This window comes from Acrocarpospora macrocephala, assembly GCF_009687865.1.
Lineage (GTDB): Bacteria > Actinomycetota > Actinomycetes > Streptosporangiales > Streptosporangiaceae > Acrocarpospora > Acrocarpospora macrocephala.
The window spans coordinates 17,844-39,629 of sequence record NZ_BLAE01000048.1; the positions used below are offsets into that span (position 1 = coordinate 17,844).

The 21,786-nt window shown below is 71.3% G+C and carries 26 protein-coding genes; 9 read left to right on the forward strand and 17 right to left on the reverse strand.

The window, feature by feature from the left end; all coding sequences use genetic code 11:
* Positions 1 to 37 precede the first annotated feature (37 nt).
* Positions 38 to 790, forward strand: coding sequence for a nucleotidyltransferase (locus Amac_RS35685; protein ID WP_155358832.1), 753 nt, complete (start codon positions 38 to 40; stop codon positions 788 to 790).
* 163 nt (positions 791 to 953) lie between these two features.
* On the opposite strand, the gene Amac_RS35690 is transcribed toward Amac_RS35685, so the two are convergent.
* From Amac_RS35690 to Amac_RS35705, 4 genes are read right to left on the reverse strand one after another with little or no spacing between them, the layout of a single operon-like run.
* Positions 954 to 2,126 carry an ABC transporter permease gene (locus Amac_RS35690; RefSeq protein ID WP_155358833.1) on the reverse strand — a complete coding sequence of 391 codons (1,173 nt, stop codon included), beginning with the start codon at positions 2,124 to 2,126 and terminating at the stop codon, positions 954 to 956.
* Positions 2,123 to 2,815 carry an ABC transporter ATP-binding protein gene (locus Amac_RS35695; protein WP_155358834.1) on the reverse strand — a complete coding sequence of 231 codons (693 nt, stop codon included), beginning with the start codon at positions 2,813 to 2,815 and terminating at the stop codon, positions 2,123 to 2,125. Before Amac_RS35695 ends, Amac_RS35690 begins: the two co-directional genes overlap by 4 nt.
* The gene (locus Amac_RS35700; protein WP_155358835.1) at positions 2,812 to 3,879 is read right to left on the reverse strand and encodes a peptidoglycan-binding domain-containing protein; all 1,068 of its coding nucleotides are present in this window, start codon (positions 3,877 to 3,879) and stop codon (positions 2,812 to 2,814) included. Before Amac_RS35700 ends, Amac_RS35695 begins: the two co-directional genes overlap by 4 nt.
* Positions 3,876 to 4,406: a hypothetical protein gene (locus Amac_RS35705; RefSeq protein WP_155358836.1), complete on the reverse strand. Its 531-nt coding sequence runs from the start codon at positions 4,404 to 4,406 to the stop codon at positions 3,876 to 3,878. The genes Amac_RS35700 and Amac_RS35705 overlap by 4 nt, the downstream gene beginning before the upstream one ends.
* A 145-nt stretch (positions 4,407 to 4,551) precedes the next feature.
* On the opposite strand from Amac_RS35705, the gene Amac_RS35710 reads away from it, so the two are divergent.
* Together Amac_RS35710 and Amac_RS35715 are read left to right on the forward strand one after the other, a co-directional pair.
* A complete protein-coding gene (locus Amac_RS35710; RefSeq protein WP_155358837.1) occupies positions 4,552 to 5,748 on the forward strand; it encodes a sensor histidine kinase in 1,197 nt (398 codons plus the stop codon).
* Positions 5,745 to 6,407, forward strand: coding sequence for a response regulator (locus tag Amac_RS35715; protein ID WP_155358838.1), 663 nt, complete (start codon positions 5,745 to 5,747; stop codon positions 6,405 to 6,407). Before Amac_RS35710 ends, Amac_RS35715 begins: the two co-directional genes overlap by 4 nt.
* A gap of 1 nt (position 6,408) precedes the next feature.
* On the opposite strand, the gene Amac_RS35720 is transcribed toward Amac_RS35715, so the two are convergent.
* Positions 6,409 to 6,846 carry a MarR family winged helix-turn-helix transcriptional regulator gene (locus tag Amac_RS35720; RefSeq protein WP_170322821.1) on the reverse strand — a complete coding sequence of 146 codons (438 nt, stop codon included), beginning with the start codon at positions 6,844 to 6,846 and terminating at the stop codon, positions 6,409 to 6,411.
* Positions 6,847 to 6,958: 112 nt separating this feature from the next.
* On the opposite strand from Amac_RS35720, the gene Amac_RS35725 reads away from it, so the two are divergent.
* Positions 6,959 to 7,804 carry an NAD-dependent epimerase/dehydratase family protein gene (locus Amac_RS35725; protein ID WP_155358840.1) on the forward strand — a complete coding sequence of 282 codons (846 nt, stop codon included), beginning with the start codon at positions 6,959 to 6,961 and terminating at the stop codon, positions 7,802 to 7,804.
* Between the two features lie 7 nt (positions 7,805 to 7,811).
* Here the strand turns inward: Amac_RS35725 and Amac_RS35730 are convergent, their stop codons facing one another.
* The 3 genes from Amac_RS35730 to Amac_RS35740 form a co-directional block, all read right to left on the reverse strand.
* A complete protein-coding gene (locus tag Amac_RS35730; RefSeq protein ID WP_155358841.1) occupies positions 7,812 to 9,272 on the reverse strand; it encodes an MFS transporter in 1,461 nt (486 codons plus the stop codon).
* A gap of 73 nt (positions 9,273 to 9,345) precedes the next feature.
* On the reverse strand, positions 9,346 to 9,834 hold the full coding sequence (locus tag Amac_RS35735; protein ID WP_155358842.1) for a MarR family winged helix-turn-helix transcriptional regulator: 489 nt from the start codon (positions 9,832 to 9,834) through the stop codon (positions 9,346 to 9,348).
* Between the two features lie 16 nt (positions 9,835 to 9,850).
* Positions 9,851 to 10,657 (reverse strand): SGNH/GDSL hydrolase family protein, encoded by an 807-nt coding sequence (locus Amac_RS35740; protein WP_155358843.1) that lies wholly within the window; start codon positions 10,655 to 10,657, stop codon positions 9,851 to 9,853.
* 160 nt (positions 10,658 to 10,817) lie between these two features.
* On the opposite strand from Amac_RS35740, the gene Amac_RS35745 reads away from it, so the two are divergent.
* Positions 10,818 to 11,093 carry an exonuclease/endonuclease/phosphatase family protein gene (locus tag Amac_RS35745; RefSeq protein WP_218041484.1) on the forward strand — a complete coding sequence of 92 codons (276 nt, stop codon included), beginning with the start codon at positions 10,818 to 10,820 and terminating at the stop codon, positions 11,091 to 11,093.
* Between the two features lie 93 nt (positions 11,094 to 11,186).
* Here Amac_RS35745 and Amac_RS35750 read toward each other — a convergent pair whose 3' ends face one another.
* Entirely contained in the window at positions 11,187 to 11,651 is a 465-nt protein-coding gene (locus Amac_RS35750) for a MarR family winged helix-turn-helix transcriptional regulator (protein WP_155358844.1), read from the reverse strand.
* 61 nt (positions 11,652 to 11,712) lie between these two features.
* Here Amac_RS35750 and Amac_RS35755 point away from each other — a divergent pair, with 61 nt between their 5' ends.
* Both Amac_RS35755 and Amac_RS35760 read left to right on the forward strand, forming a co-directional pair.
* Positions 11,713 to 12,096, forward strand: a complete 384-nt coding sequence (locus Amac_RS35755; protein ID WP_155358845.1) for a tautomerase family protein — start codon at positions 11,713 to 11,715, stop codon at positions 12,094 to 12,096.
* A 239-nt stretch (positions 12,097 to 12,335) separates the two neighbouring features.
* Complete coding sequence (locus tag Amac_RS35760) at positions 12,336 to 12,833, forward strand: GntR family transcriptional regulator (RefSeq protein WP_155358846.1); 498 nt, start codon at positions 12,336 to 12,338, stop codon at positions 12,831 to 12,833.
* Here the strand turns inward: Amac_RS35760 and Amac_RS35765 are convergent.
* From Amac_RS35765 to Amac_RS35780, 4 genes are all read right to left on the reverse strand, one after another.
* The gene (locus Amac_RS35765) at positions 12,806 to 12,988 is read right to left on the reverse strand and encodes a hypothetical protein (protein ID WP_155358847.1); all 183 of its coding nucleotides are present in this window, start codon (positions 12,986 to 12,988) and stop codon (positions 12,806 to 12,808) included. The genes Amac_RS35760 and Amac_RS35765 overlap by 28 nt on opposite strands.
* Positions 12,989 to 13,297 (reverse strand): DUF6247 family protein, encoded by a 309-nt coding sequence (locus Amac_RS35770; RefSeq protein ID WP_155358848.1) that lies wholly within the window; start codon positions 13,295 to 13,297, stop codon positions 12,989 to 12,991. It lies immediately after the preceding gene.
* 199 nt (positions 13,298 to 13,496) lie between these two features.
* Positions 13,497 to 14,168: a response regulator transcription factor gene (locus tag Amac_RS35775; RefSeq protein WP_155358849.1), complete on the reverse strand. Its 672-nt coding sequence runs from the start codon at positions 14,166 to 14,168 to the stop codon at positions 13,497 to 13,499.
* A complete protein-coding gene (locus tag Amac_RS35780) occupies positions 14,147 to 15,403 on the reverse strand; it encodes a sensor histidine kinase (RefSeq protein WP_218041485.1) in 1,257 nt (418 codons plus the stop codon). Before Amac_RS35780 ends, Amac_RS35775 begins: the two co-directional genes overlap by 22 nt.
* Positions 15,404 to 15,513: 110 nt before the next feature.
* Between Amac_RS35780 and Amac_RS35785 the strand changes: the two genes are divergently transcribed.
* Positions 15,514 to 16,254: an ABC transporter ATP-binding protein gene (locus Amac_RS35785; protein ID WP_155358850.1), complete on the forward strand. Its 741-nt coding sequence runs from the start codon at positions 15,514 to 15,516 to the stop codon at positions 16,252 to 16,254.
* Positions 16,254 to 18,200 carry an FtsX-like permease family protein gene (locus tag Amac_RS35790; RefSeq protein WP_155358851.1) on the forward strand — a complete coding sequence of 649 codons (1,947 nt, stop codon included), beginning with the start codon at positions 16,254 to 16,256 and terminating at the stop codon, positions 18,198 to 18,200. The genes Amac_RS35785 and Amac_RS35790 overlap by 1 nt, the downstream gene beginning before the upstream one ends.
* Here the strand turns inward: Amac_RS35790 and Amac_RS35795 are convergent.
* Genes Amac_RS35795 through Amac_RS35810 form a run of 4 tightly spaced genes read right to left on the reverse strand, consistent with a single transcriptional unit; the run spans position 18,176 to position 21,701 of the window.
* Positions 18,176 to 18,808 (reverse strand): response regulator, encoded by a 633-nt coding sequence (locus Amac_RS35795; protein WP_155358852.1) that lies wholly within the window; start codon positions 18,806 to 18,808, stop codon positions 18,176 to 18,178. The genes Amac_RS35790 and Amac_RS35795 overlap by 25 nt on opposite strands.
* Positions 18,801 to 20,033: a sensor histidine kinase gene (locus Amac_RS35800; RefSeq protein WP_170322822.1), complete on the reverse strand. Its 1,233-nt coding sequence runs from the start codon at positions 20,031 to 20,033 to the stop codon at positions 18,801 to 18,803. The genes Amac_RS35795 and Amac_RS35800 overlap by 8 nt, the downstream gene beginning before the upstream one ends.
* A gap of 20 nt (positions 20,034 to 20,053) precedes the next feature.
* Positions 20,054 to 20,794, reverse strand: coding sequence for an ABC transporter permease (locus Amac_RS35805; RefSeq protein WP_155358854.1), 741 nt, complete (start codon positions 20,792 to 20,794; stop codon positions 20,054 to 20,056).
* A gap of 1 nt (position 20,795) precedes the next feature.
* Positions 20,796 to 21,701, reverse strand: a complete 906-nt coding sequence (locus Amac_RS35810; protein WP_155358855.1) for an ABC transporter ATP-binding protein — start codon at positions 21,699 to 21,701, stop codon at positions 20,796 to 20,798.
* Between the last annotated feature and the right edge of the window lie 85 nt (positions 21,702 to 21,786).

Sequence of the window (21,786 nt, forward strand, 5' to 3'; positions counted from 1 at the left end):
CCTCGCCTTCTGCATTCGTGTGGCAGAGACTGACCGTATGACTGATGAAGCCACAGATCAGCTCCTCGGCCGTTTTGTGCACGCGGTGCATTTGGTTGTGCCTGTCGTCTCCGTGTGGGCGCATGGGTCGCTCGCGGGTGGGGACTACCAGGCGGGCCTTAGCGATCTCGATCTCGTCGCGATTCTCGGACAAGCCTGCTCCTCCGAAGATGAGCGGCGGTTGGAGGAAATGCACAGGCAGTTGAGCGAGTCGACCACCCTCGGATCCGAACTGCACTGCTCCTACCTCGTCCAGGCTGAAGTCGCTGACCTTGCGGCTGTACATCTCCGCTGGGCGCATGAGGAGCTGATGCGCAAACCCCTTACGTCGGTGACCCGGCGTGAGCTTCATGAGTTCGGCTTGGTCCTGTACGGCGAAGAGCCGGGAGCGATCCTGCCGCCGGTGACCGATGAGCAGCTCATGGACTTTGTGGTGGAAGATCTTGAGACCTTCTGGCGTCCATCGCTCGACCATCCGGAGTGGTGGCTTCGTGACATCTGGGTTGACCTTGGCCTGCTAACACTTGCCCGGGCAACAGTGACGTTGCGCACGGGCAAGTTGATCACTAAGCGAGAAGCCTTGGATGTTCTCGATCAATTAGGTGCACCGTCAGAGGTCGTGGAGGACATAAGGCGACGCCGGTATGGGGACGCCGCTCCGGTCTCTGAGCAATGGCTAGCTCGAAGAGCGGAACTGACCCTCGCTTTTCTCGGGCCAGCGATCGAAGCGACGCTGAAGAGGCAACTCTGAGGCGGCACAGATTACCGCTAGATGTGCGGGAAACTGCGACGCGGCGCGAGAGCGAACCATGCCGGGCGGTTGTACCACCGACCAGATCCACACCCAGCTGACGACCATCGACAAGTCCGTCGCCGACACCTTCCGCCGGCACCGCTGATTCGGCGAACGCATGTCAGGTGGATCGGAGCGCGTCGGTGGGGGCGAGGCGGGCGGCGCGGGTGGCCGGGTAGAGGCCGGCGAGGGCGCCGATGGTGATGGCCGCGGCCAGGCCGGTCCAGAGGGCGAGCGGCGGGACGGTCGGGGTCAGGTCGCGGGTGTAGGCGATCGCGGTGGTGACGGCCGCGCCGAGGGCGAGTCCGGTGGTGCCGCCGAGGGCGCCGAGCAGGATCGATTCGGTGAGGAACTGGGCGGCGATGTGGCGGCGGCGGGCGCCGAGGGCGCGGCGCAGCCCGATTTCCGCGTGTCGTTCGAGCACGGCGATGACCATGATGTTGGCGATGCCGATGGCGCCGACCAGGAGCGCGATGGCGCCGAGTCCGAGGAACAGGCCGGTGCCGGACTGGGCCACGGCCAGCCGGGCGGTGAGGGCTTCGGAGGGCCGGCTGGCTTGTACGGCGACCGGATTGCTGGGATTCGCGGTGCGGGCCAGTTTGGCGGCGACGGCTTCGACCTGGCCGGTGTCGGCGCGAAGGTAGATGCGGGAAGGCCCGTCGAGGCCGTACAGCCGGTTGGCGACCGGGAAGCCGATGAGCACGGATCGGTCGATCTCCGGCGCGAGGGGTAATGGCCGCAGGGTTCCGGCGACGGCGAACCAGTGGCCGGAGACCCAGATCCGGTCGGTACGGCCCAGCCGGGCGGCCGCTTCGGCGCCGAGCACCGCCACCGGGAACTCGGCGGTGGCGCTGCTGAGGAATGCGCCGTCGGCGAGGGTGGCGTCCAGGGTGGGCAGCAGGCTGGCGTCGGCGGCGCGCACCGACAGGCTTGCCGTGCGCACCACGGGAATGAGGTCGGTGCGGTAGGCGTGCACGGCGGGCAGCTCCGCGGTGGGCGCGACCGCGGTGACCCCATCGATCCGGTCGATCATCGTCGGCGCGGTTTCGGGGAGCGGCACCTCGCCGCCGCCGATGTTCTGCCCGTCGGCGACCGTGAGCAGGTTGGTGCCCAGCCGGTCGATCTGGGCCAGCAGGTCGGCCTGCGAGGAGGCGGTGACGCCGAGCACGCTGACGAGCGAGGCGATGCCGATCGCGATGCCGATGGCGGAGAGCGCCGCCCGGACCGGGCGGGTGCGCAGCCCGATGGTGCCCAGGGGCAGCAGGTCGGCGGCCCGCAGCGTTGAGCCGATCATCGAGGGCCTCCCTGGGTGTCGGCGATGACGCGTCCGTCGCGCAGTTCGATCCGCCGGTGGGTGACGGCGGCGACGGCCGGGTCATGGGTGACGACGATCAGGGTGGTGCCGGCGCGGTTGAGCTCGGTGAGCAGGGCCAGGATGCCGGCGCCGGTGGCCTGGTCGAGGTTGCCGGTGGGCTCGTCGGCCAGGACCACGGCGGCGTCGCCGACGACCGCGCGGGCGATGGCGACGCGCTGGCGTTCGCCGCCGGAGAGCCGGTCACAGCGGTGGCGCGTCCGGTGGGCCAGGCCGACGCGCGCCAGCGCCGCGGCGGCGAGCTCGCGGCGGCGGGCGGCCGGAACACCGCGGTAGAGCAGGCCGGTGGCCACGTTGTCCAGCACGGTGAGCGCGCCGATGAGGTGGAACTGCTGGAACACGACCCCCAGCCGGTGCGCCCGGACGGCGGCGAGCGAACGGTCCGGCATGGTGGCCACGTCGTCACCTGCGATGCGGATGACGCCGGAGGTGGGCCGGTCGAGGGCGGCCATCAGGTTGAGCAAGGTGGACTTGCCCGAGCCGGAAGGGCCGATGATCGCCACCATCTCTCCGCTGCGCACGCTCAGGTCGACACCGGCGAGCGATTCGACCGGCGGGGTGCCCGGATACTGTTTGCGTACGCCGTGGAGTTCGAGCACGGGCGGGGTCATCGCCGCGGCACCTCCACCCGCATTCCCTCGGCGAGGCCGTCGCCGCGGATCTCGATCAGGCTGGCGCGCTCGTCGAACAAACCCGGCCTGACCGGTACGGATCGGGACACGTTGCCCTCCACGACGGCTATCTCGTACGCTCCGGCGGCCGGAGCGGCTCGCAGCGCGGTGACCGGCACGGCCAGGACGCCCCGGCGCCGCGCGGTGGTGATGGCGACCTGCACGGGCGCTTGGTCCAGTTGGTCCAGGTCGTCGGCGTCGAGGGTGATGGCTACGGCGATGGTGGCCGGTGCGCCTTCGCCGCCGGTGGAGACGGCGACCCGGCCCACTTCGGTCACCGTGCCCGGGGTTCGCCGCCCGCCGGGCAAGGTCACCTCTACCTGCGCTCCGCGGCTGACCTGGCCCTGCCGGGAGGTGGGCAGATCGACGGTCACCACCCGGCGGGTCGTTGATGCTCGCAATACCGGTCCGGTGTCGATGCGCTGGCCGACCTGGGTGAGCACCTCCGCCACCCGTACGACACCGGGGGAGAACACCACGCTGCCCAGTGCCAGCCGCCCGGTCCGGGCGCGGCCCAGGCGTCTCTGCCAGCGCCGGATCGCGGCGGCGGTGGCCGAGGTGAAATAGCCGTCCACGCTTGGCCCGTCGTATCCGAGGCGGGCCAGGTTGTTCTCCAGTTGCCGAACGTCGGGGCCGGGTGACATTCCGGACTCGAATCCGCGCCATGGCGGACGGGCGCCGTAGAGGAGGTAGACCGGGCGGCCGTCCACCTCGTACAGGCGTTGCCCGCGACGGATCATCGCCGCAGGCGTCGGAAGGCCGGTGAGGACGCCCGGCGGGCCGGGATGTTCGATGGTCCAGTCGCCGAGGTAGCCCATCGTGCCCGGCACCTGCTCGCGAGCGCTCAGATCGGCGCGTGTGATCGCCGCTGTGGTGAGGCCGCTCGTGGGCGGTGGGGAGCTCGGGGTATCGGGCCGGGTGAGCCACCGCCAGCCCCCGAGTCCGCCTGCCACCAGTGCCGCGGCTCCCGCGACCACGGCCGCGCGACGCGAGACCGCGCTCACTGGAAATCCTCCAGGAGGATCCGGTCGCAGACGTTGCGCGCGGCGTTGCGGGTGTCCCGCAGCGGCGGATCGGCGTACCGGGGCGGGTCCACGATCTCCCCGTTGGGTCCTGGATCGGGCATGTCGGGCATGCCGTTATCGCGCATGCACTGCACGTACCGCTGCAGGACCTCCATCTGCTCCGGAGACACCGACTGCGCCGCCAGCGGGTTGGCCCGCGCCGGGAGCCGGTCCAGGATCGCCCCGCACGGCTCGCGGACCGCCTGGTACGCCTCCTTCTCGTTGAAACCCTCCGCGACGGGGAAGGCGGCCCTGCCCTGCTCGTCCACGACCGCGTCGGGCATGCCGGCCTGGCCGTTCTCGCGGGCACAGGAGACGAACTCGCGCCACACCGCCGCCGCGCCGGCGACCGCCGTCGAGCTGGGGGCGTCGGCCGGGGTGGCGGGGGCGGCGCCGCAGCCGGCCGTCACAGCCGCCGTGAGGGCGGCGGCGCACAGCAGGCGTTTTCTGGACACCGTTCTGGGCACGGGGCCACGCTCCTTCGGGGATTCGGGGGTGTGATGACGCCACTCTCGACGTCGCGGCCCGTCGCGGTCGTCAGCCTCGGGTCAACAGCCGGGTACATCGCTGGGGGGCAGCCGTCAGCGCGGCCGGGCCGTACGCTGCAGGGTCATGGACCTTCGGCGCATCGCGGTGGACGCTGGTGTCGTCGCGGTGCTCGCGACCGCGACGGCCGTCTACGTTCGCCGGCCCGACAGCTGGTCGTACTTCTCGACAGACCAGGCCTCGATCCTCAAGTTCGGCGGGGCCGCCGTGTGGCAGAGCGAGCTGGCCCGCTGGTGGGCCGCCACCTCGTTCGGGATGGCCGCGATGCTGGTACGCGGGCGGCTGCCGATCGTCGCGCTGGCGGGGGCCGCGGCGATGGCGCTGGTCCATGTCACCTCGCTGATCATGCCCCTGCTGCCGCTGGACGCCGCCGCCGCGATCGCGCTGTTCACCCTGGCCGCCGGGTCCGTACCGCGCTGGATCTCCTACGCCGCGTGCGCGATCACCGTGGCGCTGGCGTTCGTGCCGATCCTGTGGGTGGACCAGATGGACGCGGTCGGCTGGGGCGGCGGCGCCTTCACCCCGCCGGCGGTGGTCGCCTTCGCCTGGCTGTTCGGCGACCGCAGCCGGGCGCGCAGGGAGGAGAGCGCCCGCCGGGCCCGCGAGCTGGAACGGGAACGCGACCAGCAGGCCGCCATCGCCACGACCGCCGAGCGCGCCCGGATCGCCCGAGAGTTGCATGACGCGGTCGCGCACGGCCTGTCCATCATCGTGATCCAGGCCCAGGCCGCCGCGGGCGCGCTGGACCGGCGGCCCGACATCGCCCGGGCCGCGCTGGAGGCCATCGAGGACACCGGACGGGATTCCCTCGCCGAGATGCGCCACCTGCTCGGCCTGGACCGGCCCGAGGCGGCCGATCTCGCGCCGCTGCCGGGCCCGGCCGACCTGCCCGCGCTCATCGAGCGGGTACGAGCGGCGGGCCTCCCCGTCCACTCCCGCGTGACCGGGGACATCGCGACACTGCCCACCGGGATCGGCCTGTCGGTCTACCGGATCGTCCAGGAGTCCCTCACCAACGTGCTCAAACACGCGGGCCCGCTCGCCGGTGTCGACGTCGACGTGCGCCGGGAGGCGGATTTCGTGGAGCTGACGGTGGCCGACACCGGGCGCGGCGCCGGTGGCCCGCTCGACGAGAGGGGCGGCGGCGGGTTGCGCGGCATGCGCGAACGCGTCGCGCTGCTCGGCGGCACGCTGACCCTGGGCGACCGGCCCGGCGGCGGATTCCAGGTCCACGCCCGGGTCCCCCTGGAGGTGACACGATGACCGTGCGGGTGCTCATCGCCGATGACCAGCCCCTGGTTCGCACCGGGTTGCGTACCATCCTCGACAACGCCGGCGGGTTCGACATCGTCGGCGAGGCCGCCGACGGTCAGGAGGCCCTCGCCCAGGCCGGCGCGCTGCGCCCCGACGTCGTCCTCATGGACGTCCGGATGCCCCAGCTCGACGGCATCGCCGCCACCCGCCGCATCCGCGCCGCGCCCGGCGCGCCGAAGGTGCTGGTGCTCACCACCTTCGACCTCGACGAATACGTGTACGCCGGGCTACGCGCGGGCGCCAGCGGCTTCCTGCTCAAGGACGCGCGCGCCGCCGACCTCGTCTCCGCCATCCACGCCGTCCACGCGGGCGACGCCGTCGTGGCCCCCAGCGCCACCCGCCGCCTCATCGAACGTTTCCTGGACAGCACCCCCGAACCCGACCGCGCCCGTACGCACCTGCTCACCGCCCTCACCGAACGCGAACGCGAGGTGCTCGTCAAACTCGCCCGCGGCCTGTCCAACGCCGAAATCGCCGCCAGCCTCTACCTGTCCGAAGGCACCGTCAAAACCTACGTCAGCCGCATCCTCACCAAGCTCGGCCTCCGCGACCGCGTCCAGGCCGTCGTCTTCGCGTACGACACCGGCCTCACCCGCCCCGGCGAATAGCTCAGCGGGGACGTAGCTGGATGGACAGCCGGTGGAGGGTTTTCAGGTCGGCGTGTGACAGGTCCGACAGGGCGGCGGGCGGCTGGTAGAAGCGGTCGAATACCTGGGTTCGGAGTTGCCTGCCGCGTTGGCTGAGGACGACGACCTTGACGCGTCTGTCGGTCTCGTGGGCTTGGCGTTCGACCAGGCCCTGTTTTTCCAGCCGGTCGACGATCCAGGTGACGGTGGAGGCGTCGCATCGCCACATGTCGGCCAGGGCGCGCATGGGTTCGCGGCGGCCTGGATCCAGGCGCATGAGGGCTTTGAGATCTCCGGGGCTCACGCCGAACTCGGCGACGGATTCGAGGTGGCGTTCGTGCTCGTCGAGGAAGAACTCGTACAGCGACTTCCAGATTTCGGACTTGAGTTGTTCGTCCTGCTCAGGGTCGCGGTCTTCCATGAGGGCCATGGTACGTCCGTCGCAGGCGTCGGAATATTTGATGCATCAAAAGGTTGGATGGATCAAAGCTTCTGCTAGTGTCGAGACGACATCGAGCGTCTGGAGTCTCGCTATGACCATCCTGGTGACCGGTGCGACCGGTCGAGTCGGGAGCCGGTTCGTCCCTCGCCTGCTGCGGCAGGCCAAGCCCGTCCGCGTCCTGGTCCGCGACCCGGACCGGGCCGAGTCCCTCGCCCGTCTCGGCGCGCAGGTTGTGATCGGCGATCTGCGTGACACCGGCACGCTGGACGCCGCCGTCAAGGACGTGGACGCGGTCGTTCACCTTGGCGCGGCCTTCCGCGGCGTCCCCGACGAGGAGGCGGTCGCGATCAACCACACCGCCACGGTTGAGCTGGCCGAGGCCGCCATTCGCGCCGGCGTCACCCGGTTCGTCTACGCCAGCACCACTCTGGTCTACGGTCCCGGCCGGGGCCGCCCGGCGGTGGAGGCCGATGAGCTCGCGCCGCCCGCCCGGGCCTATCCGGCGAGCAAGGCGGCAGCCGAGGGTGCCCTGCTGCGGCTTCACCAGGCCGAGGGGTTGCCGCTGCGCATAGCCAGGCTGGCGTTCGTCTACGGCGACGGCGATCCGCATCTGGCCGAATCGCTGCTGTGGGCTCGCGACTGGCCGCTGCACCAGCGCCTGCACCTGGTCCACCACGCCGACGTCAGCCAAGCGCTGATACGGGCGATCCAGGCGAACGGGATCGACGGCCAGATATTCAACGTCGCCGACGACGCGCCCGTCACCGCCCTGGAACTGCTCCACCTCAACGGCGAGCCGATCGCCGAGGACGCGGCGAGCCGTACCCTCGACGACCCCTGGGAGGGCATCGCCGACACCTCCAAGATCCGCCGTGAGCTCGGCTTCCGGCCGATCTATCCCACCGTCTACACCGCCAAGGACGCCGGCTCTCTCTGATATCTGATCAGGCCTTCTCGTACGGACGGGGGGACACGGGCACGGCCTGGGCGCTGTGCGGTTCGGGCTGGCGCAGTACGAGGAACGTGACGGTGAGCGCGGCCACGAGCAGGGCGGCGGCGATGGTGAAGGCCAGGCGGTAGCCGCCGGTCAGCGCGGCCGCCTCGCTCGCCCCGCCGGACAGCAGCCCCGCGGTACGCGAGGCCGCCAGCGTGGAGAGCACCGCGACTCCGGCGGCCATGCCGATCTGCTGGGTGGTGTTGAACAGCCCGGAGGCCAGGCCCGCGTCGTCGGCCTTGGCGCCGGACATGCCGAGCGTGGTCAGCGCCGGGAGCACCAGGCCGCCGCCCGCGATGAGCAGCATCACCGGGAGCAGGTCGGTGACATAGGCGGCGTTCACCGGCACGCGGGTGAGCCAGCCCATCGCCCCGAGCAGGAGCGCCAGGCCCGCCAGCAGGACGGCGCGCGCGCCGAAGCGCGTGTTGAGCCGGGCGGAGACGAACAGGGACACGCCGCCGATGGCCGCCGCCGCGGGAAGCATGGCCAGGCCGGTGTCGAGCGCGCCGTAGCCGAGGACCTTCTGCATGTAGAGCGCGACGATGATCTGGAAGGCGAACATGGCCGACAGCGTCAGGATCTGGGCCAGGTTGGCGCCCCAGACGTTGCGCGGGCGGAGGATCCGCAGGGGCATCAGCGGGGTCGTGGCGGTCGCCTGCCTGGCGATGAACGCGGCCAGCAGGGCGAGCGCGAGGGCGCCGAGTCCGAGGGTGTGCGCCGCGAGCCAGCCGTACTGCTCGATCTTGACCACGGTGTAGATGCCCAGCATCAGCCCGCTGGTGACCAGCACCGCGCCGGTGACATCCGCCCCGGCGGCGAGTCCGATCCCGCGCTCGCGCGGCAGCGCTTTGATCGCCAGCGCGATGGTGGCCAGCCCGATGGGCAGGTTGATGAAGAAGATCCAGTGCCAGTTGAGCGCGTCGGTGAGGACCCCGCCCAGAACCTGGCCGATCGAGGCTCCGGCGGCGCCGGTGGAACTGAAGACGCCGATCGCCATCGCGCGCTCCCGGGTCTCGGTGAACAGCGTCACCAGGATGCCCAGCACGACCGCGGAGGCCATCGCGCTGCCGACGCCCTGCAGGAACCGGGCGGCGATCAGCATGCCCGGCCCGGTGGCCGCCCCGGCCAGCACCGACGCCGCCGTGAAGACCGCGTTCCCCGCCAGGAACATGGCCTTGCGGCCGATGAGATCGCCCAGCCGACCGGCCAGCAGCAACAGCCCGCCGAACGCGATCAGGTACGCGTTGACGGTCCAGCTGAGCCCCGCCGGCGAAAAGCCCAGATCCCGCTGGATGGCCGGCAGCGCCACGGTAACGATGCTGCCGTCCACCACCGTCATGAGCATCGTGGCGGACAGCACGGCGAGCGCCGGCCATCGTGATCGGTTCAGTCGAGGGGAAGGTCGCGCCATAGCCGTCTCCTGTTCAAGAGGGAACAGAAGCGACCGTAGCAGATAGTTCCGTAACAGACGATCCCTTGCGGACCTATTTCGTCCGCTGGCGCGCCCTCCGTGCCGCCTGTGGCGCCTCGGCAGGAATGGCCAGATACCCGGCTACCAGGCGACTCATGGCCCGCAAGAGCACCTCACCCTCACCCTCCGGCAGCGCCTCCAGAACCGCCCGATGCACCCCGTCGACGATCTCCTGGCTCCGCCTCGCCACCTCGGCCCCCTTCTCGGTGACCGCGACGATCCTGGCCCGCCGATCAGCACTGGACGGCCGCCGCTCGGCAAGCCCCGCCTCCTCCAAGGCGTCAACGGTGACCACCATCGTGGTCTTGTCCATATCCCCCAACTCGGCAAGCTGGATCTGCGTGCGCTCCTCCTCCAGAGCGTGAACCAGCACGCAGTGCATCCGCGCCGTCAACCCGATCTCGGCAAGCGCCGCCGCCATCCGCGTCCTCAGCACATGACTGGTGTGATCCAGCAAGAACGACAGATCCGGCTCGGTACGAGCGGGCGCCATAGCGATCATGCCACCATCCTACCAACTAGTCCCGTTCCGGATTATCTACAAGCACACCGGTTACGGGGAGCAGGTGGGGACGTTTGGCCGTGCGCCCGTCGCCGGAGGAGCGGCCTCGCAGGCGTCTGGCGAGCCAAGGGCCGAGGAAGGTGGCGATCCAGCGCAGTTCGACGGCCGCGGTCTGCCAGCCGGTGGGGGTGGCCGCCGGTGGAGGCAGCGGGTGAGTCCAGGAGTCGTCGCTCCCGGGGAGCTGGAGCGCGTGGGCGACGGCCGCCGCGATTCGCTGATGTCCGAGCGGGCTGGCGTGCAGACGGTCCAGAGTCCACAGTCGCGGGTCGGTGACGACCGGATGATGAGAGGTCTCTGCGACGGCCACCCCGTGGCGGCGGGCCGCGTCGCGGATGCGCTGGTTGAGGACGGTGACGCGGGAGCTGATCGGGCGGGCGAGCGGGGTGATCCTCGCGACGTCGGGAAAAGTGACAGTGGCCACGCGGGCACCCTCGGCGGTGAGCGCGGCGAACATCGCCTCCAGATGGCCGCCCACCTCGTCGGCGTCGAACCGGGACCGGAGCAGGTCGTTGACCCCAGCGACGACGGTGGCCAGATCGGGACGTAAGGCGAGGGCAGGCCCGAGCTGCTCGGCATGAACTTGGGCGGCCACTCGCCCCCGCACAGCCAGATTGGCGTAGCGAAGACCGGGATTACGCACCGCAAGCTGTTCCGCGAGCCGATCGGCCCATCCACGCAGCCCACTGATGTCGTCGCCATCACCGAGCCCCTCGGTCTGACTGTCACCCAGAGCGACGTAACGCAGGTACCCATCGTCGGGCATGAGTCATCCGCCTTCCCGCGAGGACCACCCGCCATTTCCCGATAAACCACGATAGTCAATTATATGACTAATCACTTCCTTGACTAGGTGGGAGCCGGAATGCGTGTGCTGACCTGGAACGTGTGGTGGCGCTTCGGGCCGTGAGTCGATCCCCGGCCAGGTGCTCCTCGACGCCTGGGAATACGCCGATCCGCTGGCACCCACGGCCACCTGGGATCCCGCCAACCCCTACGCCGCCCGCACTTTCGAGCCCGCAGGTCGCATCGACTACATCCACGTCGGCCCGCCGGACCCCTCCGGCCTCGGCCGCGTCGTCAGCGTACGCCGCGCGGGCGACGCGCCGATCAAAGGAGTCTGGCCCTCCGACCACGCCGCCGTGGTCGCCGACCTGGCCTGCGACGATCACTCCGCGACCGGCGACGGCGTCGAGGGCTGACGGGCATCGGAACGAAGGTCCCGTTAAGAGAGTTACGCAGGGCGGATAACCCCGCGACATTCGTTCGGATGCGGTCGGGTTCGGTAATCCGAATCAGGTGCTTGTGTGCTTCTCCAGGGCGGCTTCGTAGGCGCGCATCGTGGCGACGATCGTCACTCGTTCAGCGGGCGTGAGCGTGGCCAGCACCTCGGTCCAGGCGGTGGCGCTGCCAGACAGCCACTCGGTGATCGGGGCCGCGTAGTCCGATGCGATCGCGACGATTCTGCGTCGCCGGTCGGCATCGTCCTCCTCCCGCGTCAGGATGCCGTGCCGGGACAGGTCGCCGACCATGAGGCTGACGGTGGTGGGCGCTACTTCCAGCCGATCGGCCAGCTGGCTCACCGTCAGCGGCCCGTCGTATTGCAGGTGGGCCAGCAGGGCGAGATGCCGGGGAGCGAGGTCCAGTCCACGCAGGGCGGCCGGGATCGGCAGGCGCTTTGCCCGTCCGACCAGCCGCGGCATCAAGAGCAGCATCGATCGGACTGCCTGTTCCGTCGTCATGGCGTCGCTGGTGATCATCTCTCCACTCCTGTTACCTTTATAAGCAAATCCTTTTTGGGAACAAATGGAGATCTCGACTATGCCACATCTGATCGCACGTGTGCCCGAGGCGCGACTGGCCGGCCACGAGCCGGCACTGATCACCGCCCTGACCGATGCCGTCGTCCAGGTGTACGGCGAGTGGGCTCGCGACCTGGTGGTCGTCCATCTCGACGGCATACCGCGGGGACGCTGGGGCATCGGCGGACGGGCCGTCGATGACGCCGCGCCCGCGATCACGTTCGGCATCCGCGAGGCAGCCCTGACCCGTCCCGACGGCAAGGAGATCGCGGCACGGCTCGTCGCCGGGCTGACCGACGCGGTAGCCGGTGTACTTGGCGAGCAGACACGCAGCGGTACCAGCGTCGAACTCGTCGCCACTCCTGAAGGCCGCACCAGCCTCGGAGGCACCATCTCCGAATAGCTGGCCGACCGTATCCATCGCACTCCAGGGCCCCGGACTGGTGCGCTGATTCGCCTACGACCGGTCGAGAACCCGCAGGTCAGCGAGATGAGCCAGTCGGAAGTCCGCGATCGCGAGCCAAGCCAGGCTTCACCGTCCGCACGTACGGAGACACGGCCACCAGCGTAGAGACATGATCGGTTTAATGCGCACTTTTCGTCGTTCCCGGCGGGAAACCACAAGGCCAGCGCCCGCTGTACGTGCGGATCGCCAACGACATCGAGACGCTGATCCATAGAGGGAAACTGGTTCCCGGGGACCGGATCGGCAGCCAGACCGAACTGGCCCAGCAATACAGCGTCTCGATCACGACCTCGCGGAAGGCGCATGAGGCGTTGCGGACGCGGGGGCTGGCGCACACGGTGGCGGGGGCGGGCACGTTCGTCGGGCCGGAGGACACCACACCCGCCCCGCATGTGATGCCGGCGTATCTGGTGATCGCCGATGAACTGGCCACCCGGATCCGGGCCGGGGACATCCCGGCGGGCCGCCAGATCCCGAGCCGGAGACTGCTCGCCAAGCGATTCCAGACCAGCCTGGTCACGGCGGGGGAAGCCACAGCCGTCCTGCGGGAGAAGGGCTGGGTGTACACCGTCGCGGACACCGGGAGCTTCGTCACCCCGGCGGAGAGGTGGCCTTCCGAGCAGGAATGGCAAACGACGATCGCTCGTCATCGGGGCCGCAGAGAGGAGAGGTAACCCCAGACGAGCATGTTCCCGGTGCCGAGGCTTCGGCCGTTTTCCGGGGTCATGCGCAGGACCTCGTAGATTTCCAGCAGGATGTCGATCTCAGCGTCGGACAGGTCCGCTAGCTGCGCCTCGGCGACGGGACTGCCTATGCGGATGACGTACACCTACAGCTGGACTCCCCGCCGGGCCAGAACCTCGGCCAGCGTCGGGCCCTTTGGGCGCCTGCCTGACTGGATCTGGTCCGCTTCATGGTGCATCAGCTGCCAGTCGTCCCGGTTCTGGGCGCGTGTGGCAATGCGCCACCACCCGGACAGGAAGCTGTCCAGCGCGGCCAGGTCGACAACGTCGGCGTGGGTGATCGCCTCTAGTTCGGCGTCGAACGCGGCAAAGTTGGCGGCGGGCAGCGCGGCGCGCACGGCGGTGAACGTGCGCTCGATCTCACGGTGGTGACCTTCATGCCGTTGGATGGTCATGACGACGCCTCACCTCCTGCCTAACACCAGCGTTTTCCCAGCTTACTGGGCCGGACACGGACAGGAACGGGAAAGGCAGCTGCTAACGGGACTGCAGACTTCCGATAGACGCTGGCTTCGGCGACGTAGCGCAGGTACTCATCGTCGGGCATGAGCCATCCGCCTTCCCGCGAAATCGAGAGGATAGTCAATTTTATGACTAATCACTTCCTTGACTATAGAGGTAGGCCAGGACGGCGAGCACTCGGCGGTGGTCGTCGCCGCCCGGTGTGAGGTCGAGTTTGAGGAAGATGCCGCCGATGTGCTTGGCCACCGCGGCTTCGGTGACGAAGAGGCCGCGGGAGATGGCGGCATTGGTCTTACCCTGGGCCATCAGTTCGAGCACCTCGCGTTCCCGCTGGGTGAGGCGTTGCAGCGGGTTCTCGCGACGGCGCAGCAACTGCCGTACGACCTCCGGATCGACGACCGTGCCGCCGCCGGCGACCCGGACCAGCGCCTCGGCGAACTCGCGGGCGTTTCCGACGCGGTCCTTGAGCAGGTAGCCGACCGCTCGTCCGTCGCCGGAGTTGAGCAGTTCGGCGGCGTAGGTGTGCTGCACGTACTGGCTGAGCACGAGCACGGGCAGTCCGGGGTGCTCGGCGCGGAGTTCGACGGCGGCGCGCAGCCCGTCGTCGGTCATGTCCGGCGGCATCCGTACATCGGTGACCAGGGCGTCGGGGGTGAGATCGCGCACGGCCGCCCGCAGCGCGGGTGCGTCGCGGACCGCCGCGGCCACCCGGTGGCCGAAGCGTTCGAGCAGGGTGACCAGGCCCTCGCGGAGCAGGGCGTCGTCCTCGGCGAGGACGACGGTCAGGGGCCGGTCGAGGTGCATGGGATCTCCACGGTGAGCGCGGTGGGTCCGCCGGGCGGGCTGGTGAGCTCCAGCGTGCCCTCCAGTACGGCGATGCGGTCGGCGAGTCCGGTCAGCCCGGTGCCGGCGGCCAGGTCGGCGCCGCCTGTCCCGTCGTCGCGGACCCGCACGGTGAGAACTCCCGCCTCATGCCGTGCGCGCAGGCAGCCACGGGAGGCGTTGCTGTGCTTGGCGACGTTCGCCAGCGCCTCGCTCACCACGAAGTACGCGGCGGTCTCCACCGGCTGGGGGAGTCTTCCCGGCAGGGAGACGTCCACGTCGACGGGGATCGGGGAGCGCGCGGCCAGGTCCTCCACGGCGGCGGCCAGGCCCCGGTCGGTGAGCACCTGGGGGTGGATGCCGTGGATCAGTCCCCGGATCTCGGTCATGGCGAGGCCGGCCAGCTCCTGCGCCTTGGCGACCTGGGCGGCGGCCGGGCCGTCCTCGGGCAGGTCGAGCTGGGCGAGGCCCAGCGCCATGGTGAGGGCGGTGATCCGCTGCTGCGCCCCGTCGTGCAGGTCACGTTCGATGCGGCGGCGCTCGGCTTCGAAGGCCGCGACGAGCCGGGCGCGGGAGCTGGTCAGCTCCTGGACGCGGCGCTGCAGCCCGCTCGGCTGCGGAGCGATCAGGGCCCGCGTGATCATTGTCCTGGCGCCGGCGTACGCGCAGGCCATGAGCCCGCCCGCGCCGAGCAGGACGACGCCGACCGGGAAGAGCAGCAGCGCGAGCAGCCACGTCTCGTCCGTGAACCACACCCACGCCACGGAGGTCAGGCACAGCATCGGCAGCCCGGCCAGGATGAGCCCCGCAACGAGGTCCACGCCCCACAGGGCCGAGCCGAACAGCACCGCGTAGGCAAGCTCGCGCCAGGTCGCCGGGTCGATGAACCGCGCGGCGAGCCGGCCGGTGAGCGAGTCCGCGTCCGCGCGGCGGTAGCCGGCCTGGGCGGGGTCGAAGTCCACCAGGCGCAACCTGCGCCGCTCGAACCTGGCCACCGGCCTGCTCACATACACGAGGAACAGCACAAGCATGACGATCAAGTACGGCGCCGTGGTCGTCACGGCGACCACCACCAGCGTCAGCAGCCCCAGGAGGAGGGCGCCGATGAGCGCCCCGGACATCGCGTAGCCGAACGAGCGCCAGGGCCACGACGTGCGAAGCAGCCGCAGCGGCGGCTGGCTCATCGCCTCCCAGGCGTTAGCAGGGCTGACGTCCATGCGACCGAACCTAACCCGCGCCGCGCCGCCGCGGCGGTAGAGAAATCTCTACCTTCCCTCTCACTCCAGCACCAATGACCGGGTTCCCCGCCGGCGCCCATCGTGGCGGCATGACCGCTATCCCCGACACCGCCCTGCGCCTGCGCGATCTGCGCAAGGAATACCGCATGGGCAAGCAGACCGTGACCGCCCTCGACGGCGTCACTCTCGATCTCCCCCGCGGCAGCTTCACCGCGGTGATGGGCCCGTCCGGCTCCGGCAAGTCCACGCTGCTGCACTGCGCGGCCGGGCTCGACCGGCCGGATTCCGGCACGGTGGAGCTGGCCGGCACGCCGCTGGGCGGGCTGAGCGAGCGGGCGCTGACCAAGCTGCGCCGGGGCCGGGCCGGCTTCGTCTTCCAGGCCTTCAACCTCCTTCCCTCCCTCACCGCCGCGCAGAACGTCTCGCTGCCACTCCGGCTGGCCCGCCGGCGGCCGGCGCTCGCCCAGGTGGCGCGGGCCCTGGCCGCCGTGGGGCTGGCCGAGCGGGCCAGGCACCGGCCCGCCGAGCTGTCCGGCGGGCAGCAGCAGCGCGTCGCCGTCGCGCGGGCGCTGGTCACCTCACCCGACGTGCTGTTCGCCGACGAGCCGACCGGCGCCCTCGACACCAAGAGCTCCCACCAGGTCATGGGGCTGCTGCGGCAGCTGGTCGACGAGCACGGCCAGACCGTCGTCATGGTCACCCACGATCCGGTGGTGGCGGCGTGGGCGGACCGCGTGGTCTTCCTGCGCGACGGCCGCCTCGCCGGTCAGCTGGACCGGCCCACCCCCGAAACCGTGGCCAACCGCCTCGCCCACCTGGAAGACGCCTGATGCCCACCCAGACCCGGATGACCGCCCCGACTTCGGCGCACCCGCTGTCGGGGCTACGCTCGCGCGCCGCCGCTCTCACCGGCACCGCGCTCGCCCTCGTGCTGGGCAGCGCCCTCACCTCCGGCACGCTGCTGGTGATCGCCGCCGCCGCACAGGCGTCGGACGCCGGCGAGAACGCGCGGTACTGGGCGACCGTCGTGATGGTCCTGCTGGGTACGGCGACGACCGTGGCGTGCTTCGTCTCGGTCTTCGTCGTCGCCTCGACCTTCGCGCTCAACGTCGCCCTCCGGCGGCGCGAGCTGGCGCTGCTGCGGCTGAGCGGCGCGACACCCGGCCAAGTGCGGCGCTCGGTGCTGGCCGAGGCCCTCGTCACGGGGGCGCTGGCCGCCGCGCTCGGCGCGGCGCTCGGGCCGATCACCGCACCCGTGCTCACCGGGCTGATCGACCGGAGCGGGCTGGTGGCAGGCGGCTTCCCCGTCCCGTACGCCGTCTGGCCGCAGGCCGTGTCCTTCGGCCTCGGGCTGGCGGTGGCGCTGACCGGGGCGTGGGCCGCGAGCCGGCGCGCCGGGCGGATCAGCCCGCTGGAGGCCCTGCGCGAGGCGTCGATCGACAGGAAGCCGATGACGAGGAGCCGCTGGACCGGCGGCCTCGCCTTCCTGGCCATCGGCCTGTGGCAGGTGGCTCACGCCCCGTCCACCAGCTCCGACAGCGCGCTCACCGACACCACGCTCGTCGCCGCGTGCCTCATCACCGCCGTCGCGCTCCTGGCGCCCGTCATCGTCCCGCCACTGCTGCGCGCGGCCTGCCTTCCGCTCGCGCGCGGCCGGGGCGCGAACGGGATGCTGGCCAGGGAGAACGCCGGCGCCGCGGTCCAGCGCACCGCGGCCACCGCCGCCCCGGCTCTCGTCACCGTCGGGCTGGCCGCGGCGCTGGCGGGCGCGCTGGGCACGGTGAGCGCCGCCCAGCTGGGCGATGTCCGGCACCTGGTGCGTGCGGACGCGGTCGTGAGCGCGCCAGGTGACGGCTCCGTACCCGAGGCCGCCGTGGACGCAGCGGCGGCGATCGATGGAGCGACGGTGAGCGCGCAATCCCGCGGCGAGGTCTACCTGTCCAAGCCCGACGGCGACGAACGGCGGGCCGCCATCGGAATAGACGCGCGCACCTGGCCCCGGGCGATCGCGGTGAACATCTTGCAGGGCGACCTTGGCGGGCTCTCCTGGCCGGACACCATGGCCGTCGCCCAGCAGGAGGCCGGGGACCCCGCCATGTCCGTGGGCAAGGCCATCCCCGTACGGTTCCCGGACGGCACGACGCGGCGGCTCGAAGTCGTGGCCGTCGTGCGCCAGGTCTCGGAAGCCCTGCCGATCCCCTCGGTGCTGCTGGACCGCGACCTCCTGCGTGCCCACGACCAGCGAGCCCGTACCGAGGTGGCGTACGTCAGCGGCGCCGACGTACCGGAGGTACGGGCCGCCATCGCCGGAACCGGAGCCCGCACGGGAAACGCCGCGGACTACGCCGAGGCCCTCCACGGCACCGCCCGGGACAGCAACAACGTGCTCCTGGCCCTCGTCGGCGGCATGTCGCTGGCCTACACCTTCATCGCTCTCGCGAACACCCTGGTCATGACCACGGCGGATCGCAGGAGGGAATTCGCCATGCTGCGGATGGCGGGGGCCACCCGGGGTCAGATCGTGCGGCTCGCGGCGTACGAGGCCGCGGCCGCCGTCCTGGTCGGCGCACTCCTCGGCATCACCGTGGCGCTGCTCACCTTGCGAAGTCTGGCTTCGGCCCTGTCGGAGAACTTCGTCACGATCTCTCCGGTCATGCCATGGGCGCTGACCGCCGCGGCGACGGGCGCCTGCCTCGCGGCGGCCGCCGCCACAGCGGCACTCACCGCGACATACACGCTTGGCTGGCCGCGTCAGCCGAGGATGCCGCGGTCGTAGGCGGTGGCGACGGCGGCGGCGCGGTCGTTGACGTTGAGTTTGGCGTAGATGTGGGTGAGGTGGCTTTTGACGGTGGCCTCGCTGATGAACAGGATGGCGGCGACCTCGCGGTTGGGGGTGCCCTTGGCGACCAGGCGGAGGATCTCGCGTTCGCGGGCGGTCAGGGTGGTGGTGGCGGGGGAACGTACCCGGGAGACCAGGCGGGCGGCGATGGCGGGGGACAGGACGGTGCGGCCCGCGGCGGCGGCGCGGACGGCGGTGAACAGTTCGTCGCGGGGGGCGTCCTTGAGGAGGTAGCCGGTGGCGCCGGCCTCGATCGCGGGGATGGTGTCGGAGTCGGTGTCGTAGGTGGTGAGCACGAGCACCTTGCAGCGGGGGTTGCGGCGCGACAGATCCCTGATGGCCTCGACTCCGCCGCCGCCGGGCATGCGCAGGTCCATCAGGACCACGTCGGGGTCGAGCCGCGCGGCCAGGGCGACCGCGGTGACGCCGTCGGCGGCCTCGCCGAGGACCTCGAAGCCGGCGGCGGAGGCGAAGATGCCGTGCAGCCCGTGCCGCACGACCGGATGGTCGTCGACGATCAGCAGGGTGATGGGCGGTTCAGTCATGGCGCACCAACGGTACGCGGGCCGAGACGGCGGTGCCGCCGCCGGGCTCGGACTCGATCTCGACGGTGCCCGCCACGCGCTCGGCCCTGGCGCGCATGCCGCCGAGCCCGAAACCGCCGCGCGCGGGCCGGGACGGCGGGTCGAAGCCGCGGCCGTCGTCGCGGACGTCCAGGCTCACCTCGTCGTCGAAGTAGGACAGGGTGACGCCGATCCTGGTGGCGTGCGCGTGCCGGCCGGCGTTGGCCAGCGCCTCCTGGGCGATGCGGAGCAGGGCGGCCTCGATCTCCTCGTGCAGGGGTTCCACGATCCCGGTGACGGTGAACTCGGCCCGTACGCCCGTCGAATCCGACCAGGCCGCCACGATGTTCTCCAGCGCCTTGGGCAGCGGGTCGTACTGCAGCGGGGCCGGGCCGAGGTTGCGGACCGAGCGGCGGGCCTCGCCGAGGCTCTGCCGGGCCAGGGCCGCCGCCCGCTGGATGTGGTCGGCGGGGGCGGCGCTGTCGGCCGCCGCCTGGAGCTGGGTGACGATGCCGGCCAGGCCCTGGGCGATGGTGTCGTGGATCTCGGCGGCGAGGCGGCGGCGCTCGTCGTGCACGCCCGCCTCCCTGGCCTGGACCAGGAGCTGCGCGTGCAGACCCGCGTTCTCCGCCAGCGCCAGCTCCAGCCGGGCGTTGGCCTGGCGCAGTTCGGCGATGGTGTCGGCCTTGGCCTTGGCGCTCTCGCCCTCCTTGACCGAGAAGTGGTGGAGCAGCAGGACGATCCCGCTGTTGATCGCGTAGAGCACGGCGAAGCCCATCCACTCGGTCGGGCCGTTCAGCGGGAAGCCGCCGGCGGTGGCGGCGGCCATGGGCACGGCCGTGGCGAGCAGCGCGGCGCGCACCTGGCGGGGCGGCAGCCAGCGGTCGGCGTCGTAGTAGCCGATCAGGGCGTAGACGGCGAAGACCGGGGCCAGCCAGGACAGGGCGAAGGAGAGCGCGTACCTGATTGCGTAGTACGCCTGGCCGGCCGCCCCGATCCCCGCCCGGCCGGGGGCCGCCCGGCTCCACCACAGCTGCAGCGCGAGCGCGGCGCCGGCCAGCGCCACCGTCCCGCGCCGCGCGCCGGCTCCGGCCGGCAGCAGGTCGGCGGCGACCGCCATCAGCGAGGAGATGCCCAGCAGCAGGTACGGCCCCCACCGGTAGAACTGCTCCCACCGGACCTCCACCGGCACCGCGTCACTCGCCATGCCCCCAGTCTGCGGGCCGGTCACTCCCAGCGGAACCATCGTGCGGCGGCCGCGATCAAGGCGACGGTCCACAGCGCCGTCACGGCCAGCAGCGACCAGGCGGGCCAGTCGCCGCGCATCGCCTGGCCGAGCGCCTGCGCGGCCGCCCCGAACGGGGTGAGCTCCACGACGCGGCGGGCGATCTCCGGCAGGACCTGGACAGGACCCCACAGGCCCGCGGAGACGACCAGCGGGAAGAAGACGATCGTGGCGGCCGTGGTGGCCGTCCTGGTGTTCGGGACGAGCGCGGCGATGATCGTGCCGATCGCGAGCGCCACCAGGGCGGCCAACACCAAGGCCACCGAGTAGCCGGGCAGGTGGCGGGGGAGCGACACGCCGTGGATGAGCCGCCCGGCGGCGATCACCAGGACGGCCGAGCCGAGCGCGACCAGGGTGTGCAGCACGATCTGCGCCGTGAGCAGGGTGAGCGGCCGGACCGGCGTGGTGGACATGCGGCGCAGGATCCCCTGCTCCCGGTAGCCGGCCAGGAACCCCGGCATGACCTGCGTGCCCGACATGATCACGGCGAGCAGCACGGCCACGGGGACGTAGGCGTCGACCATGCGCAGCCCGCCGAGCGCCGGGTCGGCCGCCCGGAAGGACGGCAGCAGGCCCAGGATCGTCAGCAGCAGGGGCGGGAAGGCCACGACCCAGAACACCCCCGCCCGGTTGCGGCCGATGAGGCGGGCCTCGGCTCTGAGTACGGCGGTGGAGGCGGACATGTCAGGTCTCCCGCTCGGTGAAGTGGAGGAAGGCGTCGTCCAGGGTGGGGGTCGTGACCTGGAGCCGGTGCGCCGTGATCTGGTGCCTGGCCAGCAGGGCGACCAGCGGCCCGACGGTCTCGTCGGTGCCGCGCACGCTCACCTGGCCGTCCTCGCCGTGCCGTACGGACACCACCGCGGGCAGCGCGGCCAGGTCCAGGTCGGCGACGGGCCGGGAGGGCGTGAAGGTGATGACCGTGGCCCCGTCGGTGCGGCGGATCAGCCCGGCGGGCGTGTCGAGGGCGACGACCTTGCCCGCGTTGAGCACGGCGATCCGGTCGCACAGGCGCTGGGCCTCCTCCATGAAATGGGTGACCAGCAGGACGGTCACCCCGGCGGCCCGCACGTCCTCGATCAGCTGCCAGGTGTCGCGGCGGGCGCGCGGGTCGAGTCCCGTGGTGAGCTCGTCGAGCACGACGGCCCTGGGGGAGCCGATGAGGGCGAGCGCGATGGACAGGCGCTGCCGCTGGCCGCCGGAGAGGGCGCCGAAGCGGGCGCCGAGCCGATCGGTGAGGCCGAGTTGTTCCGCCAGCGCGCGCCAGTCGGCCGGGGCCGGGTAGAAGGCGCTGTAGAGCTGGAGCGCCTCGCGTACGGTCAGGTTCTCCTGGAGCGCGCTCTGCTGGAGTTGCACGCCGAGGATCCGGGTGACCCGCGCCCGATCGGCGCGCGGGTCGAGCCCGGCCACCCGGACCTGCCCGGCGTCGGGCGCCCGCAGCCCTTCGACGCACTCGACCGTGGTGGTCTTGCCCGCGCCGTTGGGGCCGAGCACGCCGAAGATCTCCCCTTCCTCGACGGCGAAGGAGACACCGTCGACCACGGGCCGGCCCCCGTAGGACTTGCGCAGTCCGGTGACTTCGATGATGGGCATGCCTCGATGGTCGCGGGCGGGGCGGCCGCCGGGCATCGCCCGTCGCGCTACGCCCCCATCATCCGATCGGATGATGGGGGCGTAC

What these genes read in the sequence shown, in the direction of transcription:
- Amac_RS35775 (WP_155358849.1), bottom strand. Translation starts at nt 14,168, where the DNA reads ATGCACCTCGACCGGCCCCTGACCGTCGTCCTCGCCGAGGACGACGCC.
- Amac_RS35695 (WP_155358834.1), bottom strand. Translation starts at nt 2,815, where the DNA reads ATGACCCCGCCCGTGCTCGAACTCCACGGCGTACGCAAACAGTATCCG.
- Amac_RS35725 (WP_155358840.1), top strand. Translation starts at nt 6,959, where the DNA reads ATGACCATCCTGGTGACCGGTGCGACCGGTCGAGTCGGGAGCCGGTTC.
- Amac_RS35690 (WP_155358833.1), bottom strand. Translation starts at nt 2,126, where the DNA reads ATGATCGGCTCAACGCTGCGGGCCGCCGACCTGCTGCCCCTGGGCACC.
- Amac_RS35740 (WP_155358843.1), bottom strand. Translation starts at nt 10,657, where the DNA reads ATGCCCGACGATGGGTACCTGCGTTACGTCGCTCTGGGTGACAGTCAG.
- Amac_RS35730 (WP_155358841.1), bottom strand. Translation starts at nt 9,272, where the DNA reads ATGGCGCGACCTTCCCCTCGACTGAACCGATCACGATGGCCGGCGCTC.
- Amac_RS35755 (WP_155358845.1), top strand. Translation starts at nt 11,713, where the DNA reads ATGCCACATCTGATCGCACGTGTGCCCGAGGCGCGACTGGCCGGCCAC.
- Amac_RS35785 (WP_155358850.1), top strand. Translation starts at nt 15,514, where the DNA reads ATGACCGCTATCCCCGACACCGCCCTGCGCCTGCGCGATCTGCGCAAG.
- Amac_RS35710 (WP_155358837.1), top strand. Translation starts at nt 4,552, where the DNA reads ATGGACCTTCGGCGCATCGCGGTGGACGCTGGTGTCGTCGCGGTGCTC.
- Amac_RS35790 (WP_155358851.1), top strand. Translation starts at nt 16,254, where the DNA reads ATGCCCACCCAGACCCGGATGACCGCCCCGACTTCGGCGCACCCGCTG.
- Amac_RS35735 (WP_155358842.1), bottom strand. Translation starts at nt 9,834, where the DNA reads ATGATCGCTATGGCGCCCGCTCGTACCGAGCCGGATCTGTCGTTCTTG.
- Amac_RS35685 (WP_155358832.1), top strand. Translation starts at nt 38, where the DNA reads ATGACTGATGAAGCCACAGATCAGCTCCTCGGCCGTTTTGTGCACGCG.
- Amac_RS35795 (WP_155358852.1), bottom strand. Translation starts at nt 18,808, where the DNA reads ATGACTGAACCGCCCATCACCCTGCTGATCGTCGACGACCATCCGGTC.
- Amac_RS35810 (WP_155358855.1), bottom strand. Translation starts at nt 21,701, where the DNA reads ATGCCCATCATCGAAGTCACCGGACTGCGCAAGTCCTACGGGGGCCGG.
- Amac_RS35750 (WP_155358844.1), bottom strand. Translation starts at nt 11,651, where the DNA reads ATGATCACCAGCGACGCCATGACGACGGAACAGGCAGTCCGATCGATG.
- Amac_RS35715 (WP_155358838.1), top strand. Translation starts at nt 5,745, where the DNA reads ATGACCGTGCGGGTGCTCATCGCCGATGACCAGCCCCTGGTTCGCACC.
- Amac_RS35800 (WP_170322822.1), bottom strand. Translation starts at nt 20,033, where the DNA reads ATGGCGAGTGACGCGGTGCCGGTGGAGGTCCGGTGGGAGCAGTTCTAC.
- Amac_RS35805 (WP_155358854.1), bottom strand. Translation starts at nt 20,794, where the DNA reads ATGTCCGCCTCCACCGCCGTACTCAGAGCCGAGGCCCGCCTCATCGGC.
- Amac_RS35780 (WP_218041485.1), bottom strand. Translation starts at nt 15,403, where the DNA reads ATGGACGTCAGCCCTGCTAACGCCTGGGAGGCGATGAGCCAGCCGCCG.
- Amac_RS35720 (WP_170322821.1), bottom strand. Translation starts at nt 6,846, where the DNA reads ATGGAAGACCGCGACCCTGAGCAGGACGAACAACTCAAGTCCGAAATC.
- Amac_RS35770 (WP_155358848.1), bottom strand. Translation starts at nt 13,297, where the DNA reads ATGACCATCCAACGGCATGAAGGTCACCACCGTGAGATCGAGCGCACG.